14 protein-coding genes are annotated in these 20,257 nt (G+C 48.8%); 13 read left to right on the top strand and 1 reads right to left on the bottom strand.

Annotation, left to right across the window (positions count from 1 at the left end):
• Positions 1-28: 28 nt before the first annotated feature.
• From Q8L79_RS09265 to greA, 11 genes are all read left to right on the top strand, one after another.
• On the top strand, positions 29-589 hold the full coding sequence (locus tag Q8L79_RS09265) for a Tfp pilus assembly protein FimT/FimU (protein WP_305270304.1): 561 nt from the start codon (positions 29-31) through the stop codon (positions 587-589).
• Positions 582-1,019: a prepilin-type N-terminal cleavage/methylation domain-containing protein gene (locus tag Q8L79_RS09270; RefSeq protein WP_305270306.1), complete on the top strand. Its 438-nt coding sequence runs from the start codon at positions 582-584 to the stop codon at positions 1,017-1,019. Before Q8L79_RS09265 ends, Q8L79_RS09270 begins: the two co-directional genes overlap by 8 nt.
• On the top strand, positions 1,016-1,828 hold the full coding sequence (locus tag Q8L79_RS09275) for a type II secretion system protein (RefSeq protein ID WP_305270308.1): 813 nt from the start codon (positions 1,016-1,018) through the stop codon (positions 1,826-1,828). The genes Q8L79_RS09270 and Q8L79_RS09275 overlap by 4 nt, the downstream gene beginning before the upstream one ends.
• Positions 1,825-2,220, top strand: a complete 396-nt coding sequence (locus Q8L79_RS09280) for a hypothetical protein (protein WP_305270310.1) — start codon at positions 1,825-1,827, stop codon at positions 2,218-2,220. Before Q8L79_RS09275 ends, Q8L79_RS09280 begins: the two co-directional genes overlap by 4 nt.
• Before the next feature lie 710 nt (positions 2,221-2,930).
• Positions 2,931-3,191 (top strand): type II secretion system protein, encoded by a 261-nt coding sequence (locus Q8L79_RS09285; protein WP_305270312.1) that lies wholly within the window; start codon positions 2,931-2,933, stop codon positions 3,189-3,191.
• Between the two features lie 239 nt (positions 3,192-3,430).
• Positions 3,431-5,248, top strand: a complete 1,818-nt coding sequence (locus Q8L79_RS09290; RefSeq protein ID WP_305270314.1) for an O-antigen ligase family protein — start codon at positions 3,431-3,433, stop codon at positions 5,246-5,248.
• A gap of 796 nt (positions 5,249-6,044) precedes the next feature.
• On the top strand, positions 6,045-10,856 hold the full coding sequence (locus Q8L79_RS09295; RefSeq protein ID WP_305270316.1) for a DUF6701 domain-containing protein: 4,812 nt from the start codon (positions 6,045-6,047) through the stop codon (positions 10,854-10,856).
• Positions 10,857-11,261: 405 nt separating this feature from the next.
• On the top strand, positions 11,262-11,795 hold the full coding sequence (locus tag Q8L79_RS09300) for a hypothetical protein (protein ID WP_305270318.1): 534 nt from the start codon (positions 11,262-11,264) through the stop codon (positions 11,793-11,795).
• 203 nt (positions 11,796-11,998) lie between these two features.
• Positions 11,999-13,126, top strand: a complete 1,128-nt coding sequence (gene carA, locus Q8L79_RS09305; protein ID WP_305270320.1) for a glutamine-hydrolyzing carbamoyl-phosphate synthase small subunit — start codon at positions 11,999-12,001, stop codon at positions 13,124-13,126.
• A 118-nt stretch (positions 13,127-13,244) separates the two neighbouring features.
• Positions 13,245-16,463 carry a carbamoyl-phosphate synthase large subunit gene (carB, locus tag Q8L79_RS09310; protein ID WP_305270322.1) on the top strand — a complete coding sequence of 1,073 codons (3,219 nt, stop codon included), beginning with the start codon at positions 13,245-13,247 and terminating at the stop codon, positions 16,461-16,463.
• 93 nt (positions 16,464-16,556) lie between these two features.
• On the top strand, positions 16,557-17,033 hold the full coding sequence (greA, locus tag Q8L79_RS09315; protein ID WP_006892333.1) for a transcription elongation factor GreA: 477 nt from the start codon (positions 16,557-16,559) through the stop codon (positions 17,031-17,033).
• Between the two features lie 69 nt (positions 17,034-17,102).
• On the opposite strand, the gene yhbY is transcribed toward greA, so the two are convergent.
• Entirely contained in the window at positions 17,103-17,369 is a 267-nt protein-coding gene (gene yhbY, locus Q8L79_RS09320) for a ribosome assembly RNA-binding protein YhbY (RefSeq protein WP_305270328.1), read from the bottom strand.
• Between the two features lie 48 nt (positions 17,370-17,417).
• On the opposite strand from yhbY, the gene rlmE reads away from it, so the two are divergent.
• Both rlmE and ftsH read left to right on the top strand, forming a co-directional pair.
• Positions 17,418-18,035, top strand: a complete 618-nt coding sequence (gene rlmE, locus Q8L79_RS09325) for a 23S rRNA (uridine(2552)-2'-O)-methyltransferase RlmE (protein WP_305270330.1) — start codon at positions 17,418-17,420, stop codon at positions 18,033-18,035.
• A 173-nt stretch (positions 18,036-18,208) separates the two neighbouring features.
• Entirely contained in the window at positions 18,209-20,137 is a 1,929-nt protein-coding gene (gene ftsH, locus Q8L79_RS09330) for an ATP-dependent zinc metalloprotease FtsH (protein WP_305270332.1), read from the top strand.
• Positions 20,138-20,257 lie beyond the last annotated feature (120 nt).

A 20,257-nucleotide genomic window follows, 5' to 3' on the forward strand; every position in this document is an offset into this window, starting at 1 on the left:
GATGCCGGGTTGCGCGAGGCAGACCGTTATGAGCCGCTTTTTTAAAGGACTTTGCGTTTGCCCTGCGCAGGTACCTGTCAGCGGAAAGCTGCGTGCGGATTGTCCCGGCTTCCGAGACAATGGTTTTACCCTGATCGAGTTGGTGATGGTCATAGTGGTGCTCAGTATTCTGGCGATATTCGTCTCGCCGAAGATATTTGATTCCCAGGATTACTATGCTCGCGGTTTCCATGACGAAACGCTCGCCCTGTTGCGCTACGGGCAAAAGACCGCCATCGCACAACGCCGTATAGTTTGCGTGGCATTTGACTCTGACAGCGCGACCCTGACCATCGCCTCCGCTGAACCTCCTTCTTTAGACTGCAACACCGATCTTGTAGGTCACAACGGAACGACGCCTTACAAAGTCACAGCCAAACCGGATGTCAATTATGCAGCTGTGCCGACTGACTTCAATTTTAATGCCTTGGGTCAGCCAATTAATGCCCTGGGGCAACTAATTAATGCTCTGGATCAGCCAAGCGTCGAGGTATATGGACACTCTCAAACCGTTAGCGTTGAGGCGGATACAGGCTATGTACATGAATAGCTCACGGCAACGGGGTTTCACGCTGATCGAGTTACTCATGTTCATCGTGATAATGACCATAGGCATGCTCGGAATTCTTTCGGTAATGGATCTTACTGTGCAGCATAGCGCCGACCCCATGGTGCGTAAACAGGCGGCTGCGCTGGCGGATTCCGTTATGGAAGAAATTCTGCTGATGGCGTATGCAGATCCTGACGGCCTGCCGAACGTGGTGGAATCGGGACGGAGCACTTATGACGATGTCGATGACTACAACGGCCTGACCCAAACTGCGTTTGGCCTGCCGACGGAATTGGCCGGTTACGGGATCCTGATTACGGTGGCTCCTGAGGCGGCGCTGAGCGGCGTCACCATGAAAAAAGTCACCGTCCAGGTGACCAGCGGCGATGAAAGCATCAGCATGGTCGGCTACCGGGCAGGCTACTTATGATGCGCATTCAGAATCGTATGCAAGGCTTTACCCTGATCGAACTGCTCATGGTGATCGTGATTACCGGCATCCTGGCGCCCGTCATCGCGACCTTCATCAAGCAGCCGGTGGATGCCTATTTCAACAGCGTCCGTCGGGCAGCGCTTACCGACGAGGCGGATACCGCCATACGCCGCATGGCGAGAGACATTCACAAAGCTTTGCCCAACAGCATTCGTAACCCTGACAATAATTGCATCGAATTCATTCCTACCAAGACCGGCGGACGGTATCGTGCCTCGGGCAACGGAGATTTTCTGGACTTTACTGCGCTTGATACCAGCTTCGATATGTTCGGCCTGAACATCGCTCTGCCTGCCGACCAGAAAATTGCGGCGGGTGATATGATCGCGGTCTATAACCTGGGCATGACCGGTGCGAATGCTTACAACGCAGAGAATACGGCCACAGTGGCCAGTGTGGGGGATGGCGATCTGCCCGGCGAGGCCAAAATCACCTTTACCGCATCTAAGCAATTCCCGCTTGCCTCCAGCAGCCACCGGTTTCACGTCATTCCGGCTAACGAGAAAATTGTTTCTTTCGTATGCAGTGGCGGCGAGCTTTATCGCACCAGCAACTACGCCTATACAGATTCTTGTTCTACGATCGGAGGCGCATTGCTGGCGCAACATGTAACTAGCTGTACTTTCGCCTATAACAATTTCGACATGCAACGCAACGGATTGGTGCGGATGACGATCACATTGACCGATGACAGCGGTGAGAGCGTGTCGCTGTATCACGAAGCGCATGTCGACAACTCGCCATGATGCGCGCGCGACAGCCTCAGCAAGGGTTTGCCCTGATCGCCGCCATTTTCCTGCTGGTGGTGCTGGCTGCGCTGGGCGCTTTTATGGTGACAGTTTCCAATGGGCAACATCTGACCTCGGCGCAGGATATACAAGGCTCACGCGCTTATTGGGCGGCGCGTGCGGGGCTGGAGTGGGGGGTGGCCGGCGTTGTCGACTCTGAAGACTGTTCGGCTGGAACCCTAAGCGTTGAGGGGTTTACTGTGAGTGTGACTTGCACTCCGTTCTCTTATGACGAAGGTTCGGCGACGAAAAAACTGTTTACGCTGGAATCGGTCGCGAGTCAAAGCGGCGCAGCAGTGGGCAGTATTGGTTTTGTTGAGCGCAAACTGCGGGTATCGGTGGAGATTTGAATCAGATACTGAGGTATCCCCATAAAATAAGTTTATAAAACAACCGGTTTTTGATATTTTGCGCATTCAATATATACAACATAGTTGAAAAGTCGTCATGCCGGCAGGGATGCCGGACTCCAGTCACAAGGATGTGAAACTTTAAAATACCACTCGCTTTTATTAAGCGCCTGGAAAGTCACCCAAGTTACCATCCCCTTCGACTACGCTCAGGACAGGCATGGCACTGGATTCCGGCATCCCTGCCGGAACGACGAGCTTGGGAAACTCGTGGGGATATCTCAAAATCAGATAGCTTTATGCGGGTTTCCAAGTCTGACTTAACGCGAATCGGAGTTTGCCCCGTCCAAACGTTTATACCATGCCGAGCTAAGCAACTGCATTTAACCGGTGCAAAACGAATCGGACCGAACAGCAACCTAATCCGGCTTAAGTAGCGTGCTCCGGTAGGATGAGCGAGAATCTTATAATGGAGCTTTAGCAAGCCAGGAAAAAATGCTAGACTTAATACAATGTAGATTAAGTTTTAGGTTCATTGGATTGATTTTACTAAGAGGCGATCTGGTAATCAGGTGCGATATGAGGAGGGTGCGGAGATCCAGACAGCTGCGTTGATTTTTTAGAAGCTTAATATTTAGTCGCTATTTCTTACGAAGTACAATCCCATTATTTTTTTGCCGCAAAAACTGCGGCTTTTCCAGGAGTCAATAATGAATAAGCAATTCAACGGCCAACTTAAAGGCCAACAGTCCGGTTTTACCCTAATAGAATTGGTGATGGTGATCGTAATTCTCGGGATACTGGCCGCCACGGCTTTGCCGAAGTTCATTAATTTGGGTGCCGATGCGACAACCGCCGTGGCTTCTATGGATGCTGGCGCAATAAAAACACATAATGCCAACAGATTGGCGTGTTTAGAGCTTCATCCTGGTGATGATACGACATGTGGCGTCATAAGCACCCTCCAATAAAATTGCTTACCAGTCGATTGGTGTGGAACGGGGTTTGCCCCCGTTCCGAACGTTTACACGATGCCTGAGCCAAGCGGCTGTATTTTTAATCTGCACACAACGTTTTTCTCGTTCCCGCGCGTCACGTCCATTGTTATACACACGTTGTAGATTCTTGTAGGAACGATTGACCTCAGCTGCTGTACTTTCGCGCCGGGATTGGCGCTCCCACTCTACAGTTTTCAACCATAAATTTTCTGATGATGTCCTGGCTCAAGTTCTTTGTCTCAATCACCAAGGGGGCGCTTGCGCCCTTTTTTGTCGTTTGCGCATTAAGCTTTTGTTTGTTGACGCCATCAAGAGGTGGCGATTACGTTTACTGGTGGCAGGGCTTATGTTTGCTGATAGCATTGCTTAGCTTGCAACAACGGCAGTTTGCGCTGTCCTGGATCAGTCTCGCATTAGCCGGTTTTTGCGGCCTGTTGCTGGTCAATACGCTGTATCTCAACCCGGTTTACCATGCCGATGGCATTTATTTTCCTGCAACGCTGTTGCTGGCTTTTCTGGCCGCCTCACGCTATGCCGACTGGTTGGCGCAAACGGGCTTTAAGATATTCTGTGCGTTTATCGCCCTGATTGCGGTGTGGGCGCTGGTGCAATGGCTGGCCGGCTGGGGTTTTCTTGATGAAAAAAGCGCGCGTTCCGTGGCGCTGTTTGTAACGCCTAATACTCTGGCGACGGTGCTCAACCTTGGTTTGTTGCCGATCCTGGGCTTTTATCTGCTAGGTTGCGGCGGACGCAGCGTGTATATGCTGGTGCTGTTGCTTTTTGCGGCACTGCTGGCAACGCAAAGCCGTGGCGGTTATTTAGGTTTGCTGGCAGGCATTTTGTTCTTAGTGAGCTTTGTCGGACAAGCCTCGGTCATCGCCCAGTTGCAACGCTACCGTAAAATAGCGGTGGGGTTTATCGCCGTTTTTGGTTTCTTCAAATTTTACGCTTGGCTGGGGCTGGCCGATTGGAGTCTGGATAATGTTGCTGCTACGCTCAGCCACGGCGATTCCTCATTCCGCTGGGAAATATACCAGGCCGCTTGGGCCGGATTGGCTGAGCATCCGTGGTTGGGGATCGGTTACCATAACTTTCGCTATTATTTCGAGGCTCATAAAGTGTCTCCATTTCTCGATAGCACCCTGCTCTTTGTTCATAACGACTACCTGCAATTCGCGCTTGAGACCGGTTTGCCGGGCTTGGGTCTGTTTTTGTTGCTGATTGCCGTCGTGTATGGGCAGTTGATTAAATTGCGGCGGCAGGCCATGGTCGAGCAGCGTTTGCCGCTGATCCTGTCTGCGGCCGCCATCACCTCCATGCTGGTCCACGCGCTGGTGGATTTTCCTTTCTATATCACGGTTCTTCAGGCTGTTTTTGGCGCCTATTTGGGCGTTATCAATCGGTGTATTATCAACATGGGCGCAAGGCAGTGGTTGCTGCCAAAAATGCCGGAACAGGGTTTTTTAGGTCTGAGCCCCGGTTTTATCAACAATATGCCGGCGGTTGGCCTGATGGTATGGCTGGGCTTGCCGGCTTTTGCTGACGTTTCCGCCGGCTATGGTTTAGCTCGATTGCAACACGATGACGCGCAACATGGCTTATATGGGTATGCCGTTGCGCGGACTTTGCAACCGCGCAACGCCGATTACTACAGGCAAGAGGGGCTGATCTGGAAGGAACAGGGCGTTGCCCTGGCGAAGCTCGAGTGGCTGGAAAAAAGTGTTGCCGCTTTTGATCGAGGGATTGAAGTGAACCCGTATGGGACCAGAAATTTGCTAACTAAAATCGCCCTGTACCGCGAACATGGAACCCTGTTTAAACAACCGGCCTCACATCAGGACATCATGACCTGGATCAATCAAGCCAAAAGCCTGCGACCGCATTCATATGACGTTCAAATGGAATATGTGCATTGCCTGGACTTTGTCGGCGAATATGCCCAATCCATCGAACAAGCCAAAATACTGCTGCGCATGCGACCGCAATCCAAAGCAGCGCAAAAATTATTGGAATCAGTGTCGCGTAATTAAACGGAGCAAGGGCTTTACGGTGTCGAACTGGTCGTGATTATGGTTATACCATGGCATCCTGTTGACCTATACAGCCTCATGCCCATCACTATGGCTCTTCAATATTGAGCGTCACATGTCGCATCAAGTCATTTTAATCAACCGTATAGCCGGGTAGGGCGCGGGTTTGGATAAATTAGAAAAATAACCGATGATGAATTAAAATCGTCTTGCAGCCTCAAGGCGATATGTTTACGCATAATAACAATCCATGAGAATTGCACCTCTGACGCACTCGTCATCAAAGAAACCGCAAACGCAGTATTTGGCGAGCGAGCCGCCATATGGCTGTTCGGGTCATGCACGGATGGCACGTTAAAGAGTAGGGGCATTGATCTGTGTGTCGCCGATCAAAAAATAGACATCATCAATAAAACAGGTGCGCTCCGAAAAGACAGAACAACCAAGAGAATAAAAAATGCATGGCATGATGGTTTGGAAAAATAGAGTCTGTTTTAGTTTGTTTTGTTTGCTGCAAAGATGGGTAGGTTGGATTACGGCTTTTTGTAAGCCAATTTATTGCGGTCAAAAATATTGGACTAAGAAAAGCGACAACCCAGCCTACGGTGTTCGAGCCTTATCGCCGTTAGCTGAAAATAAACTTTTGGCCATTCTTTTTATAGCGGCAATTTTTTTATGCTCTCAACATGTAGCAAACGCAGCGGTTGCCTATGGTTCTAGTGGCAGCGCGGCTACAGGAACGACATCACTTTCAGTTCCGTATCCAGCCAGTATTGCCGCAGGTAATTTGCTTGTAATGATTGTTGGCAACAAGTATCCCACCAATGGTCCGGCAACACCGTCCGGCTGGACATTGGTTGCCAATGGGCAAGGGTCTGGCGGACTTGGCTCGGCCGGCGGCGACAGCGGACAGGTCTACAGCACCATTTTTGTCAAAGAAGCTCTCGGTACCGAATCTGGCAATCTCGCGGTAACGGTTACCTCAGCCAATACTTCCATGGCACGGATGTTTCGTTATACAAAAACTGCTGGCACGACTTGGAATTATGCTGCCACAAACGGGAGTGATAATTCTGCTGGAACCACGTGGTCTGTGACCGGTGCAGCCAATCCGGGGATTACTTTCGGTGACGTGCTGATTGTAGGTACCTCGTTGAATGGAAATAGAGTCACAAATTGGACTGAATCTGTTTCCGCCACGGGCGCTACTTTCGGAACCACTGCCGAGAGAAACGATTCAAACAGTAATACCGGGGATGATATGGCGCTCATCGTCTCGGAACATTCTGTAACCGCCGGGACTGCCTCGGCTGCCCCCGTCTTTACTATGACTGGGTCCAGTGGATCTGCGAATACTAATAGTCCCACAGGCGCATCGGTGATTTTGCGGGTCAGGGAGGTTCCTGTAAATTGTACCAGTCAAGCTACCGGCAACTGGAATGCGTCATCAACCTGGACGCAATGCCGAAACGGTATTCCACTGGCCAGCGACACTGTCACCATCGCCAGTACTCATAACGTAACGCTGAATGTCAACACGCCTACGCTGACTACGCTGACCATCAATTCTGGCGGCACCTTGACCAATACCGGCAGCAATACCATTACCCTTAGCGGCGCGATGAGCAATGCCGGTACCTATTTCGGCGGCAGCGGCGCTGTTACTTTCGGAAGCAGCTTTACCAATACCGGCAGCTATTCCGCGGGCAGCGCCACGACTACGCTGACGGGCAATTTCAGTAACAGCGGCACGTTTACCGCCAGTACCGGTACTTGGGTGTTTTCGGGTAGCTCGGCGCAGTCGCTGACCGGCGCTACCAGCTTCAACAACCTGACGTTAAACAATGCCGCAGGTCTCACGCTGAATAATGGCGTTACTGTCTCTAATACGCTAACACTAAGCAGCGGAACATTGGCTGTCGGGGCAAATACGCTAACGCTCAATGGCCCGGCGATTGCGGGTACTGCGAACAGTCTGGCGACGACAACGTCTTCGAATCTCATCTTTGGAGGCAGTTCTACGGGGGTAACGGTGCCTGGCAGTGTTACGACTCTCAATAATCTGACGATTAATAACAGCAACGGCATCAGCCTCGGCGGCAGTTCGGTGACCACTACGCTGAGTGGCATATTGGCGCTTGATACAAACAAGCTAACCACAGGCACGAATACGTTAACTTTGGCAGGAAACTGCACAGCGAGCAGTGGAAGCGGCAGTCTCACACGTACCAGTGGTTACGTGATTGGTAACCTGAAGCTGACGTTTCCGGCGGGAAACAGTACCTGCATTTATCATGTCGGCGACAGCATTGGTTACTCTCCGGTTACTATGGCTATAGCAGTCACTGGTGCCGGAACGCTTTCCGGGCGCGTTGATGCATCCGATCATCCCGATACAACGGCAGCCGCTTCCGGCCTCGACGCTACAAAAAGCGCAAACCACTACTGGACGCTGACGGCGGGGACACTAACCCATACCAGTTATTCGGCAACCTTCCAGTTTTGCGCCAATTCCGGTTCATGCACGGCTACCGAAGTGGATTCGGGAGCCGACACCAGCAGTTTTATCGTTGTTTTGAAGACCTCAGGTACTTGGTCGACAAAGACGGTCGGCACCAAGGACGCCTACTCCACTCAGGCTACCGGTATTACCGGTTTTGGTGAATTTGCCGTAGGCGAACTTTCCACCAATAACTGTTATAGCGACGAGTTTACCGGTGCCGATAGTTCTTCCGCTGGAACTAATTGGTCAGTAGGATACAAAACAGGGACTTTCGGTAATCCGGTTATTTACGGCAACAGGCTGCGGCTTACCAATGCATCAAGCAGCGCGGCCACTTGGGCAACGTTGCAAAGGCTATTCCCGGCATCGGGTAACAAGGTTACTGTAGAGTTTAATCTCTTCTCTTATGGGGGTACCGGTGGCGATGGTATTGCTGTGGTTCTCTCTGATGCCTCCGTGGCGCCCCAGGCTGGCGCCTTCGGGGGATCTCTCGGCTATGCTCAAAAAAGCAATCCCGGATCCGATTGCACGACGACAGGCGGTTGTCCTGGATTCAGTGGTGGCTGGCTCGGGATTGCGTTTGATGAATACGGCAACTTTTCGACCAATATCGAAGGTCGCTTTGGCGGTTATGCGGCAGCAATACCGCAATCAGTAGCCGTGCGTGGTTCCGGTTCAGGCATGTCCGGTTATCGTTTCCTGCAGGGAACAGGTACGCTGAGTCCGGTACTTGACGGCAACAATACGGCTAATCCTCCCCACCGTTACCGCATCATTGTCGATCATACAGACGGTGTTCACGCTTGGGCGTCAGTGGAGCGCGATACTTCCGGTGGAGGCACGGCCTATACGACGCTGATAGGCTGTTCTCCGGGGGTAACAAGCGGTTGTACGGCTTTTGATGTCAAAGATCCAGGATATAGCCAGAATGCGGTGCCCTCTTATTGGAATCTGTCTTTTACCGGTTCTACGGGAGGTTCAACCAACATACACGAAATTGATGCATTGAAAGTTTGTACTGTTCAAGGACTAGCCAGCCCAGTTCTTCACCATATTAAAATCGAGCATGGAGGAACGGCCTGTACCTCCAATGCTGCGACGGTAACAGTTAAAGCTTGTGCTGATGCGGACTGTAATGCACTTTATATGAGCAGTGTGACGGCCACCCTGAGCACCACGGGTGGCTCTTGGACACCTGCATCGCCGATTACCTTCAGCGGCGGTCAAACTACCGTGACACTCACCGATAATACCTCTCGCTCGGATACTTTGGGTGCGACTGCAACTTCGCCAACGGCAAATGATGTGACTGAGTGTTATAACGGCACGACACAGACGTGCATTTTGACCTTCGCTGCTTGCACATTTGATGTGATTGAGGTGGGGGCTGCCGTGAATACACCGATTTACACCAAACTGGCGAACACGGCTTTCAGCCTGGATGTGTTATCCAGGAGTGGTGCTAGTCAGACATTGACGGCTATAGAACTGGTGGATATGAGCAGCGGCACATGCACTAGCCCGGCCGGCGTGCTATCGCCAGTAACTTTAAGTCCCGCATTGACTGGCGGCGTTCCTAACTTTAGTGGAAATCAGCGCAAGACATTTAGCTTTACCCACAACAATGCCGCTCCTAATGTTCGGGTACGCGTCACTACTGCCGGTCCCTTTTATTCATGCTCGTCGGATAATTTTGCGATCCGCCCTCAGACTTTTACCGTAACAAGTAACAACGCTACGCAGACCGGTAGCAGCGGAGATCCCGTTTTTCGAGCAGGAGCAGACCCTTTTACGCTGTCCGCGACAGCTCTATACAGTTCAATCATTACCACCAATTACACAGGCACACCCAAGCTGAACCTTGATTCGGGAATGGTCACGACAACGCTGGCTCATGTAGGGAGTCTTGGCTCCACCACATTTTCATCGGCTACTAGCGGTGTTGCCACGGCAAGCGGTCTAACCTATTCGGAGGTGGGAAATTTCAGCCTTGCCCAGTATGCAGTTTATGACGATACCTTTGCCCAGGTGGACTCAGTCAAAGGAGAATGTACTTCGGCTTTTAGTAATACGTTGTCTAATAGCAGGTATTCATGCCAGTTCGGATCATCTGCTGCAGGAGCATTCGGTCGTTTCGTACCCGATCATTTTACGGTGTCTGCAACTGTAGCCAATGTCTGTACGGCAGGTACCTTTACCTATATGGGACAGACTTTCTCGCTGTCTACTGCCAATGTGGTTGAAGCCGAAAATGCGGCTAATGGCGTGACACAGAATTACGCTGGAGCTTATGCACATGGCACTATCAGTTTCGGTGCCGAGAATGACGATAATGGGACGGATCTATCTTCACGCCTTACTTTTTCCAATAATGGCAGCTGGGCTTCCGGTATCTACACTCTGACGAGTGCAATCGGTACGTTTGCCCGCCCCACGGCTGCGACAGCCGATGCTACATGGGGCTCTTACGAATCCCTCGATATTGGTCTCACGGTGAATGATAGCGATGTAACGACATCGCCCAAGGTCAAAGATGCCAACATGACCCCCGGTACTGTTGGCGGCAGTAGCTTTACGTACAAGAAACTTTCCGCAAGCGCGTTACATATGCGTTTCGGGCGTATCGGTCTGCAAAATGCCTATGGTTCTGAGTTAGTAGATTTGGCTATGCCGTTAACGGCTGAATATTGGAATGGCGATAGCTGGGTAAAGAACACTGATGACCAATGCACAACCGGCATTACTCTACTTTTACTGCCCGATCCCATTGCAGCTGATGGGCTAGTACCGGCAGAATTATGTGTTTGGGATACTGGGTCTGCTGGCAGTAGTGGTTTGGGCTGTGCAGTGGCTGGTACGATTGCCAATAGATTCACTCAGCCACCGTTAGCCGGGGATTTTAATTTAAATTTTAGAGCTCCCGGCATTGGTAATACCGGCGCACTGGATATTACGGCGACGGTACCTGTCTGGATGCGGTTCAACTGGGATGGTGTGGATCAGGGCAGTGATGGCAATTTGTTCGATGACAACCCCACCGCTCGCGTTACCTTTGGTATCTACAAGGGTAATAGTAGGTTTATTTATATTCGTGAGCTTTATTAAAGCGAGGTGTGGGCTTTAAATCGCCATGTTTTGTTTTTTGTCCTTAGGGCTAATGGAACAGTCTTACCTTTAATGAGTGCCTGACTTAAAGCAGTGTATCGATATTGCTCAATAGCTGCTGTAACTTCTCTGCGAGGACTTAAGTTATTACACCCTGTAAGAAAGAAGAGGCTGGCTGAGTATGCATCAACCAATGAATATTCATATTTGCTGTTAAATAAAAGCTAAATTACACTAGCCGTAACGGAGAATAATAATTAACCAAAAGGCGTGGGCCGGTAATTCCGGCGTAAAGAACACGCGACTTTTTCTGGATTTTATATCTCAATCCAGTGAACCGGGTTCGCGTATGTGACATTTTTCATAAGGTGTGCTTTCAAAGCATTATCCATAAGGAGAATAACCATGGCACAAAAAAAAGATTATTTAAAAGGCCAGCTTGGCAACGCTGTTTCCGCCATTATCAAGGGTATCGATCGTGATGTGGAACGTGGAGAAGATGCCCTGATGTTGGGGCTTTGCATTGTTATGTTGTCTTCCACTTTTGCACCTGTAGCGCCACCGAACATTCTACTGCCTCTGGTGGCGCTTACTTTTGCCACTTCGTCGGGCTTTGCACGGATGAATTACCGCAACATGGAACGAAAACTCCTGGAATCGATGGCTCAGCTTGAGGGGAATGACAAAATCATCCTGCATCCGATTGCCGCTGTTTTTGCCGAGTATCCGATGCATTCTTTGGCGGAGTCGTTTAATCCTTTAAAAAACCTGAAGAGAACGTGGAAAAGTGCGCTGGGTGGAATCCTGATTAATCCGCTATGGATGCCCATTTTCTATGTGATGGGTATGCAAATCATCGAAGAAAAAAATCTGGGTATTTTGAATCGGGCTATTATCGGTGTCGAGCAAAAAATATCGTCCTTGTCTTCTGTAGTTTAGTTGTAGTTGGGTTGGCAGCGTCAATCTAATCTATCTTACTTCATGTGCAAAATAGACTTTATAATGGACAAGATGTCCTTGAGTTTAAAAAATTGTTAATGACCCAAACCGCATAATCTCGTAAAATTACCCCAGTTTTGTTTTTTTACAACGGGATGAGTCCGTAAGGGTTCATCCCGTTTTGCACATTTGAGGTGACGTGTTTGACTAGGTCTGCTTTATTGGTTTTGGAAGATGGAACGGTTTTTAACGGTGTAGCCATAGGTGCAGATGGGTGTTCCGTGGGTGAGGTTGTTTTTAATACGGCTATGACCGGGTATCAGGAAATTCTCAGCGATCCTTCTTATGCCCGACAAATTGTGACTTTAACCTATCCTCACATTGGTAATGTCGGAACGACTGACGAAGATGACGAGTCTGCTGATGTTTTTGCCAGCGGACTGGTGATCCGGGATTTGCCGTTGTTGGCCAGCAACTGGCGCAGCAAAAAAACCTTGCAGCAATATTTGCTTGATAATAACGTCGTCGCTATTGCCGATATTGATACCAGGCAATTAACCCGGATTTTGCGTGACAAAGGCGCGCAACGCGGTTGTATTATGGCGGGTGAATCGGTTGATGTGGATGTTGCAAAAAAAGCGATTGAAGGCTTTCCAGGGTTAAAAGGGATGGATCTGGCTAAGGAAGTCACTGTTGATCGGCCTTATGAATGGACTGAAAATATCTGGCATTTGCAGCATGGACATACGCAAGCCGAAAATCTGACCAAGCACGTTGTGGCTTATGATTTTGGCGTTAAACGCAACATTCTCAGGTTACTGGCTAATCGCGGTTGCCGCGTCACCGTTGTTCCTGCAACGACACCGGCTGAAACGGTGTTGGCGATGAATCCTGACGGCGTTTTCCTGTCCAATGGCCCCGGCGATCCTGAGCCGTGTACTTATGCCATTGAGGCCATCAAAACCATTCTGGAAAAGAAAATCCCGGTATTCGGTATTTGCTTGGGACATCAGTTATTGGCTTTAGCCAGCGGCGCGACAACCGAAAAAATGAAATTCGGCCATCATGGCGCCAATCATCCGGTTCAGGAAATAGCCACGGGCCGGGTTATGATCAGCAGTCAGAATCACGGGTTTGCGGCCAATGAAGCCAGTCTGCCTGACAATGTCGTAGCGACTTATCGTTCATTATTCGACGGCAGCTTGCAGGGCATCAAGCGGACGGATTGTCCTGCAATGAGTTTTCAGGGCCACCCTGAAGCAAGTCCCGGTCCTCATGATGTGGAGGCTTTATTCGATGATTTCATCGAGATGATGGAACAAGCATTGTAGGGCGAATTCATTCGCCCTACATGGATGCAAGAGCAGCGTAGCGTAACCCGCAACAACCTTGGGTTACGCTATCCAGCCTACATAACTAACAGCAATATATAATGGTAACGCATACAACATGCCAAAAAGAACCGACATAAAATCGATTTTATTACTGGGGGCGGGTCCCATTGTTATTGGTCAAGCCTGCGAGTTTGATTATTCCGGAACTCAAGCCTGTAAAGCGCTTCGGGAAGAGGGTTATCGCGTTATCCTGGTAAATTCCAATCCGGCAACGATTATGACCGACCCGGATATGGCGGATGCGACCTATATCGAGCCTATCGACTGGCAAACCGTAGAAAAAATCATCGCTAAAGAGCGCCCCGATGCCATATTGCCGACCATGGGCGGACAAACTGCGTTGAATTGCGCGCTGGATCTTGATGCGCATGGTGTTTTGGAAAAATACGGCGTCGAGATGATCGGGGCTACCAAAGAAGCGATTAACAAAGCCGAAGACCGTGAGCTGTTCAACCAGGCAATGCGAAAAATCGGTTATGAAGTAGCCAAATCAAAAACTGCGCATTCTATGGAAGAGGCGCTGGCGGCGCAGCAGGAAGTGGGTTATCCGACCGTTATCCGTCCTTCATTTACGATGGGCGGCAGCGGTGGCGGTATCGCTTACAACAAGGAAGAGTTTGTTGAAATCTGCGAGCGCGGCCTGTATTTATCGCCAACCAATGAGTTATTGATTGAAGAATCGGTGCTGGGTTGGAAAGAATACGAAATGGAAGTGGTGCGAGATTCAAAAGATAATTGCATCATTGTCTGTTCTATTGAAAACTTCGACCCGATGGGCGTGCATACCGGCGATTCAATCACCGTAGCCCCCGCGCAAACGTTGACCGACAAGGAGTATCAGATCCTGCGTAACGTCTCTCTGGCGGTATTGCGCGAGATTGGCGTCGATACCGGCGGTTCCAACGTACAGGTTGCAATTAATCCGAAAGACGGCCGGATGATCGTTATCGAGATGAATCCGCGCGTATCGCGTTCGTCTGCATTGGCGTCCAAGGCAACCGGTTTTCCGATTGCTAAAGTGGCGGCAAAACTGGCGGTAGGCTATACGCTGGATGAATTGAAAAACGAGATTACCGGCGGCGCAACACCGGCATCGTTTGAGCCGACGATTGATTATGTCGTCACCAAGATTCCGCGGTTTACCTTTGAAAAATTCCCGCAAGCGGATGACCGTTTGACCACACAGATGAAGTCTGTCGGTGAAGTGATGGCTATCGGCCGGACTTTTCAGGAATCACTGCAAAAAGCGTTGCGCGGATTGGAAATCGGCATCAGCGGTCTTGATGAGATTATCGATTTGAATCGGGAAGATGCTCGCGAAAAGATGCAGCGCGAAATGCGCCATCCGGGGCCGGACCGTTTACTTTATGTTGCCGATGCGTTCCGTAGCGGCATGAGTCTGGACGATGTGCATGAGGCCAGTAAAATCGATCCGTGGTTTTTGGCGCAGGTTGAGGATTTAGTCATTACTGAAAAATCATTGTCGACTAAAACCTTATCGACCTTGAAAGAAGGCGAGCTGTATAAATTAAAACGCAAGGGCTTTTCCGATATACGTCTGGCCAAATTGCTGGATACGTCCGAGTCTGAAGTGCGCAATGTGCGGCACAAGCAGAATATTCGCCCGGTTTATAAACGCATAGATTCCTGTGCCGCCGAGTTTTCGTCCGACACGGCTTATTTGTATTCGACTTACGAACAGGAATGCGAAGCGCGGGTTTCCGACAGGGAGAAAATCATTATTCTCGGCGGCGGACCTAACCGTATCGGACAAGGTATCGAGTTCGATTATTGCTGTGTTCATGCGGCCTTGGCATTGCGCGAAGACGGCTATGAAACCATCATGATCAATTGCAATCCTGAAACGGTTTCTACCGATTTCGATACTTCGGACCGGTTGTATTTTGAGTCGTTAACGCTGGAAGATGTGCTGGAAATTGTCCATATTGAACAACCTAAAGGCGTGATTGTGCAATATGGCGGCCAAACGCCGTTGAAACTGGCGCGTGCATTGGAAGCGGCGGGCGTACCCATTATCGGTACATCGCCGGACTCGATCGATTTAGCTGAAGACCGTGAGCGTTTCCAGAAGCTGCTGGAAAGACTGAATTTAAAGCAGCCGCCCAATGCGACAGCCCGTTCTGTCGAACAGGCGATTAATGCGGCAAAAGAATTGGGTTATCCTTTAGTGGTTCGGCCTTCTTATGTTTTAGGCGGTCGGGCTATGGAAATCGTCTTCAATGAAGAGGGTTTGCAGCGTTATATGAAAGAAGCAGTCAGTGTTTCTAATGATTCGCCGGTATTGCTGGATCGTTTTCTTGACGATGCCGTCGAAATGGATGTTGATGCCATTTATGACGGGGAGCAAGTGTTGATTGGTGGTTTAATGGAGCATATCGAACAGGCGGGTGTGCATTCGGGAGACTCGGCGTGTTCGCTGCCCCCGTATGAATTAGCGCCGGAGCTTCAGGATAAATTGCGTGAGCAAGTGACCAAAATGGCCGAAGCGTTGGGCGTTGTGGGTTTGATGAATACCCAGTTTGCTATTCAGGGCGAGGATATTTACGTGCTTGAAGTTAATCCACGGGCTTCGCGTACTGCACCTTTTGTATCCAAGGCGACCGGTTATGCGCTGGCTAAAATTGCGGCGCGTTGCATGGTCGGGCAAACTTTGGCGCAACAAGGCATTACCAAAGAGCGCATTCCTGATTATTATTCGGTTAAGGAAGCGGTGTTTCCGTTTGTTAAGTTTCCAGGCGTTGATCCTTTATTGGGGCCTGAAATGAAATCAACCGGTGAAGTGATGGGGGTGGGCAAAACCTTCGGTGAAGCTTTTGCTAAATCTCAGCGTGCTGCCGGTGTCAACTTGAATCACAGCGGCAAAGTGCTGATCAGTATTCGCGATGCGGATAAAGCAAAAGCGCCTGATGTTGCCAGAATGCTGGTCGATAAGAAATATGAAATTGTTGCTACCGGTGGCACGGCAAAGTTTCTTAAAGACGCCGGCATTCCTTGTGAAGTGGTTTATAAGGTTAACGAAGGTCGCCCGAACACGGTTGATATGATTAAAAACGATCAGATTCAGCTGATTATTAATACGACGGAAGGCAAAAAAGCAATTTCGGATTCATTTACCATGCGCAGAGAAGCCCTGCAGCACCGCGTAACTTATTACACGACAATGGCCGGAGCAAGAGCGGCCTGTTACGCGCTGGGTGAATTGGATGCAGGCGATGTGAATTGCTTACAGGATCTGCATAAGAGTCTGGTTTGAGGCGAAAGGCAAAAGACTAAAGGCTAAAAGAGCGGCGACTTTCGCTGTTTGCCCTTAGCCTTTAGCCTAAAAAATAATTATTGGAGTTTTAAAATGAATAAAGTACCTCTCACCGTCAAAGGTGCGGAAAAATTACGTGCCGAACTGGAAGAATTAAAGTCGGTTGTGCGTCCGCGTATCGTTGCATCGATTGCTACGGCTAGAGCGCATGGTGATTTGAAAGAAAACGCCGAATATCATGCTGCGAAAGAGCAACAAAGCTTTGCCGAAGGACGTATTTCTGAAATTGAAGGTAAACTTTCTAATGCGCAAATTATTGACATTACCAAGGTGGATGCCAATGGGAAGGTGGTGTTTGGCGCGACAGTGGAAATAGAAGATATTGAATCCGAGAGAAAGGTGACGTATCAGATTGTTGGCGAAGATGAGGCCAATATCAAGGAAGGTCGTATTTCAATCGGCTCGCCGATTGCCAGGGCTTTGATCGGCAAAGAAGTTGAAGATGTTGTTACGGTTAAAGCACCGGGCGGCAATGTCGATTATGAAATTATTTCGATTGAATATATTTAAGTTAAAGGCTAAAGGCTAAAGGAGGCGTGTTATTCCCTTTTGCCTTTCGCCTTGTATCTTTGGCCTTGTTTATTTGTCAGGGTTTAATCTGTAAATAACTGCAATTTGCCCAATACTCTGAATGAGCTCTGCTCCGGTATCAGCGCAGATTTTCTCGCTGATCAGCTTACGATCGTCCCTTTCAGCGCGTATTCGCACTTTAATCAGTTCGTGGCTGTTAAGTGCCAATTCAATCTCTGCCAGCACGGCGGCTGTAAGTCCTGATTGGCCAATCATAATGACAGGCTTTAAGCTGTGCGCTTGAGCCCGGAGTTTTTTCTTGTCTGCAGAGTTCACTCTTTAATTCCTAAATCAAAATCCTAAATTTTACACTAAAATACAGTTATGGGACGAAGTAAAAGCAGTAGTCGTTGGATGCAGGAACATTTTGAGGACGAATACGTCAAAATGGCGCAAGCTCAGGGTTATCGTTCGCGTGCGGTTTTTAAATTGAAAGAAATTCAGGATAAAGATCAGCTTATTAAGCCGGGGATGAATATTATTGATTTGGGCGCGGCTCCCGGGGGATGGTCTCAGTTTGCACGGCAGATTGTCGGGAAAAAAGACAAGATTATTGCTTTGGATATTTTAGCGATGGATCCACTGGAGGGTGTCGATTTTATTCAGGGCGATTTTCGTGAACAAGCCGTTCTGGATCAATTGTATGCTGTTCTTGACGGGGCTCCGATCAATCTGGTGATGTCGGATATGGCGCCTAATATGAGCGGCAATAAGGGTGTAGACCAGCCTCGATCAATTTATTTGGGAGAGTTGGCATTGGAGACGGCCAAGACTGTGTTGGCAAAAGACGGGGTTTTTCTGGTTAAACTATTTCACGGGGCGGGTTTTGAGGATTTTCATAAGGAAGTTCAGAAATCTTTTGCAAAAGTGGTTATCAGAAAGCCAAAAGCGTCAAGACCGCGAAGTAATGAGGTTTATATTTTAGCTAAAGGCTTTAAATAATCTTATGTGACCCTAATATTAGGAGAACGAGGTGTGCCGCGTATGATGAAATCGTATTTTTATATACGGGTGATCCAGATAAATAACGACAGTCAGGAAAGTTAACTCCTGATATAATTAATCAGTTTTTAAATCGAGAGCCGTTCAGGCCCAGGGTGTGTAAATTGAATGATATGATGAAAAATATAATCCTATGGGTCGTCATTGCAGTGGTATTGATGTCCGTCTTTAATAATTTTGGTCCGCAAAATGATAGGGCTGATTCGTCGATGTCTTATTCGCAATTTATCGAGTCGGTAAAAGCGGGTCAGGTTCAGCAAGTGATGATTGAAGATAATATCATCAAAGGCAAAATGCAAGGTGGTCAGATATTTAAAACCTACGCCCCCTCAGATCCCCATTTAGTCGATGATTTGCTGGCAAATGGCGTTGAAATCAAGGCCGTTCCACCCGAGCAGCCTTCTATGTTAATGCAGTTGCTGGTTTCTTTTGGGCCGATGTTATTGCTTATTGCAGTGTGGGTCTTCTTTATGCGGCAAATGCAGGGCGGTGCCGGTGGCGGTCGCGGTGCAATGAATTTTGGTAAAAGCAAAGCCCGTATGCTTGAAGAAGACCAGATTAAAGTGACTTTCGCTGACGTGGCTGGCTGTGATGAAGCTAAAGAAGAAGTTGTCGAAATGGTCGATTTTCTTAAAGATCCGGCAAAGTATCAGAAATTAGGCGGTAAAATTCCTCGCGGCGCGTTGATGATTGGTCCTCCGGGAACAGGAAAAACCTTGTTGGCCAGGGCTATTGCCGGTGAGGCCAAAGTGCCGTTCTTCACTATTTCCGGTTCGGATTTTGTTGAAATGTTTGTCGGTGTAGGCGCATCCCGTGTCCGTGACATGTTTGAACAAGCTAAAAAACACGCGCCTTGCATTATTTTTATCGATGAAATTGATGCAGTGGGTCGTCAACGTGGCGCCGGTTTGGGCGGCGGTAATGATGAGCGTGAGCAGACATTAAATCAGTTACTGGTTGAAATGGATGGCTTTGAGGGTAACGAAGGTATTATCGTTATCGCTGCAACAAACCGCCCCGATGTATTGGATAAGGCTTTATTGCGTCCAGGTCGGTTTGATCGTCAGGTAACGGTAGGTCTGCCGGATGTCAGGGGGCGTGAGCAGATTCTTGCTGTGCATATTAAAAAAGTGCCGATTGCCGATGATGTTGAGGTTAAGTATATAGCGCAAGGTACACCGGGTTTTTCCGGAGCCGATTTGGCTAATTTGATTAATGAAGCCGCTTTATTCGCCGCAAGAATGAATAAGCGCGTGGTTAATATGTCGGATCTTGAAAAAGCCAAGGATAAATTGATCATGGGCGTTGAAAGAACCTCTATGGTCATGAATGAGAAAGAAAAGAAAATGACTGCTTATCATGAAGCAGGGCATGCAATTGTCGGTAAGCTGGTCCCTGAACATGATCCTGTCTACAAAGTTAGTATTATGCCTAGAGGTCGTGCGCTGGGTATTACCATGTTTTTGCCTGAGCGAGATCAATACAGCGCCAGCAAACAAAAACTGGACAGTATGATTTCCAGTTTGTACGGCGGACGTATTGCCGAGGAAGTGGTTTTTGGTCGGGAACAAGTGAGTACCGGCGCATCCAATGATATTGAGCGTGCTACTGAGTTGGCCAGAAATATGGTGACTAAATGGGGTTTTTCTCAACGTCTTGGGCCATTATCATACAGTGAAGAAGAAGGCGAGGTCTTTCTGGGGCGTTCAGTGACTCAGCATAAAACAGTTGCTGAAGAGACTTCTCATACCATTGATGAAGAGATTCGCTCTTTTATTGATCGGAATTATGAGCGTGCCGAAACAATTTTGAAAGAGAACATAGATATCCTTCATGCTATGGCGGAAGCGTTGATGAAGTATGAGACTATCGATAAATATCAGATTGAGGATTTGATGGCTCGCAAACCGGTAAGAACCCCTCAAGGATGGGATGATAAGCCTCCTTCTTCTCATGGTGATGTCATAACTGATGATGTTAAGAGCAAGGACGATATAAAGAATGAGAAATCAATTGGCGGGACTGCTGCAGAGCAAAACTGAGGATTCCCTGAATTAACACTAAAGGAGAGGCATAATATGTCTCTCCTTTTTTGTATGTAATTTATAAAGGTCTGGTGGAAACAGTAAGCTGTTATCTTTAGCCTTTTACCTACTTTTAGG

The sequence above is a fragment of the Methylobacter sp. genome (genome assembly GCF_030680395.1).
Classification (GTDB): domain Bacteria; phylum Pseudomonadota; class Gammaproteobacteria; order Methylococcales; family Methylomonadaceae; genus Methylobacter_A.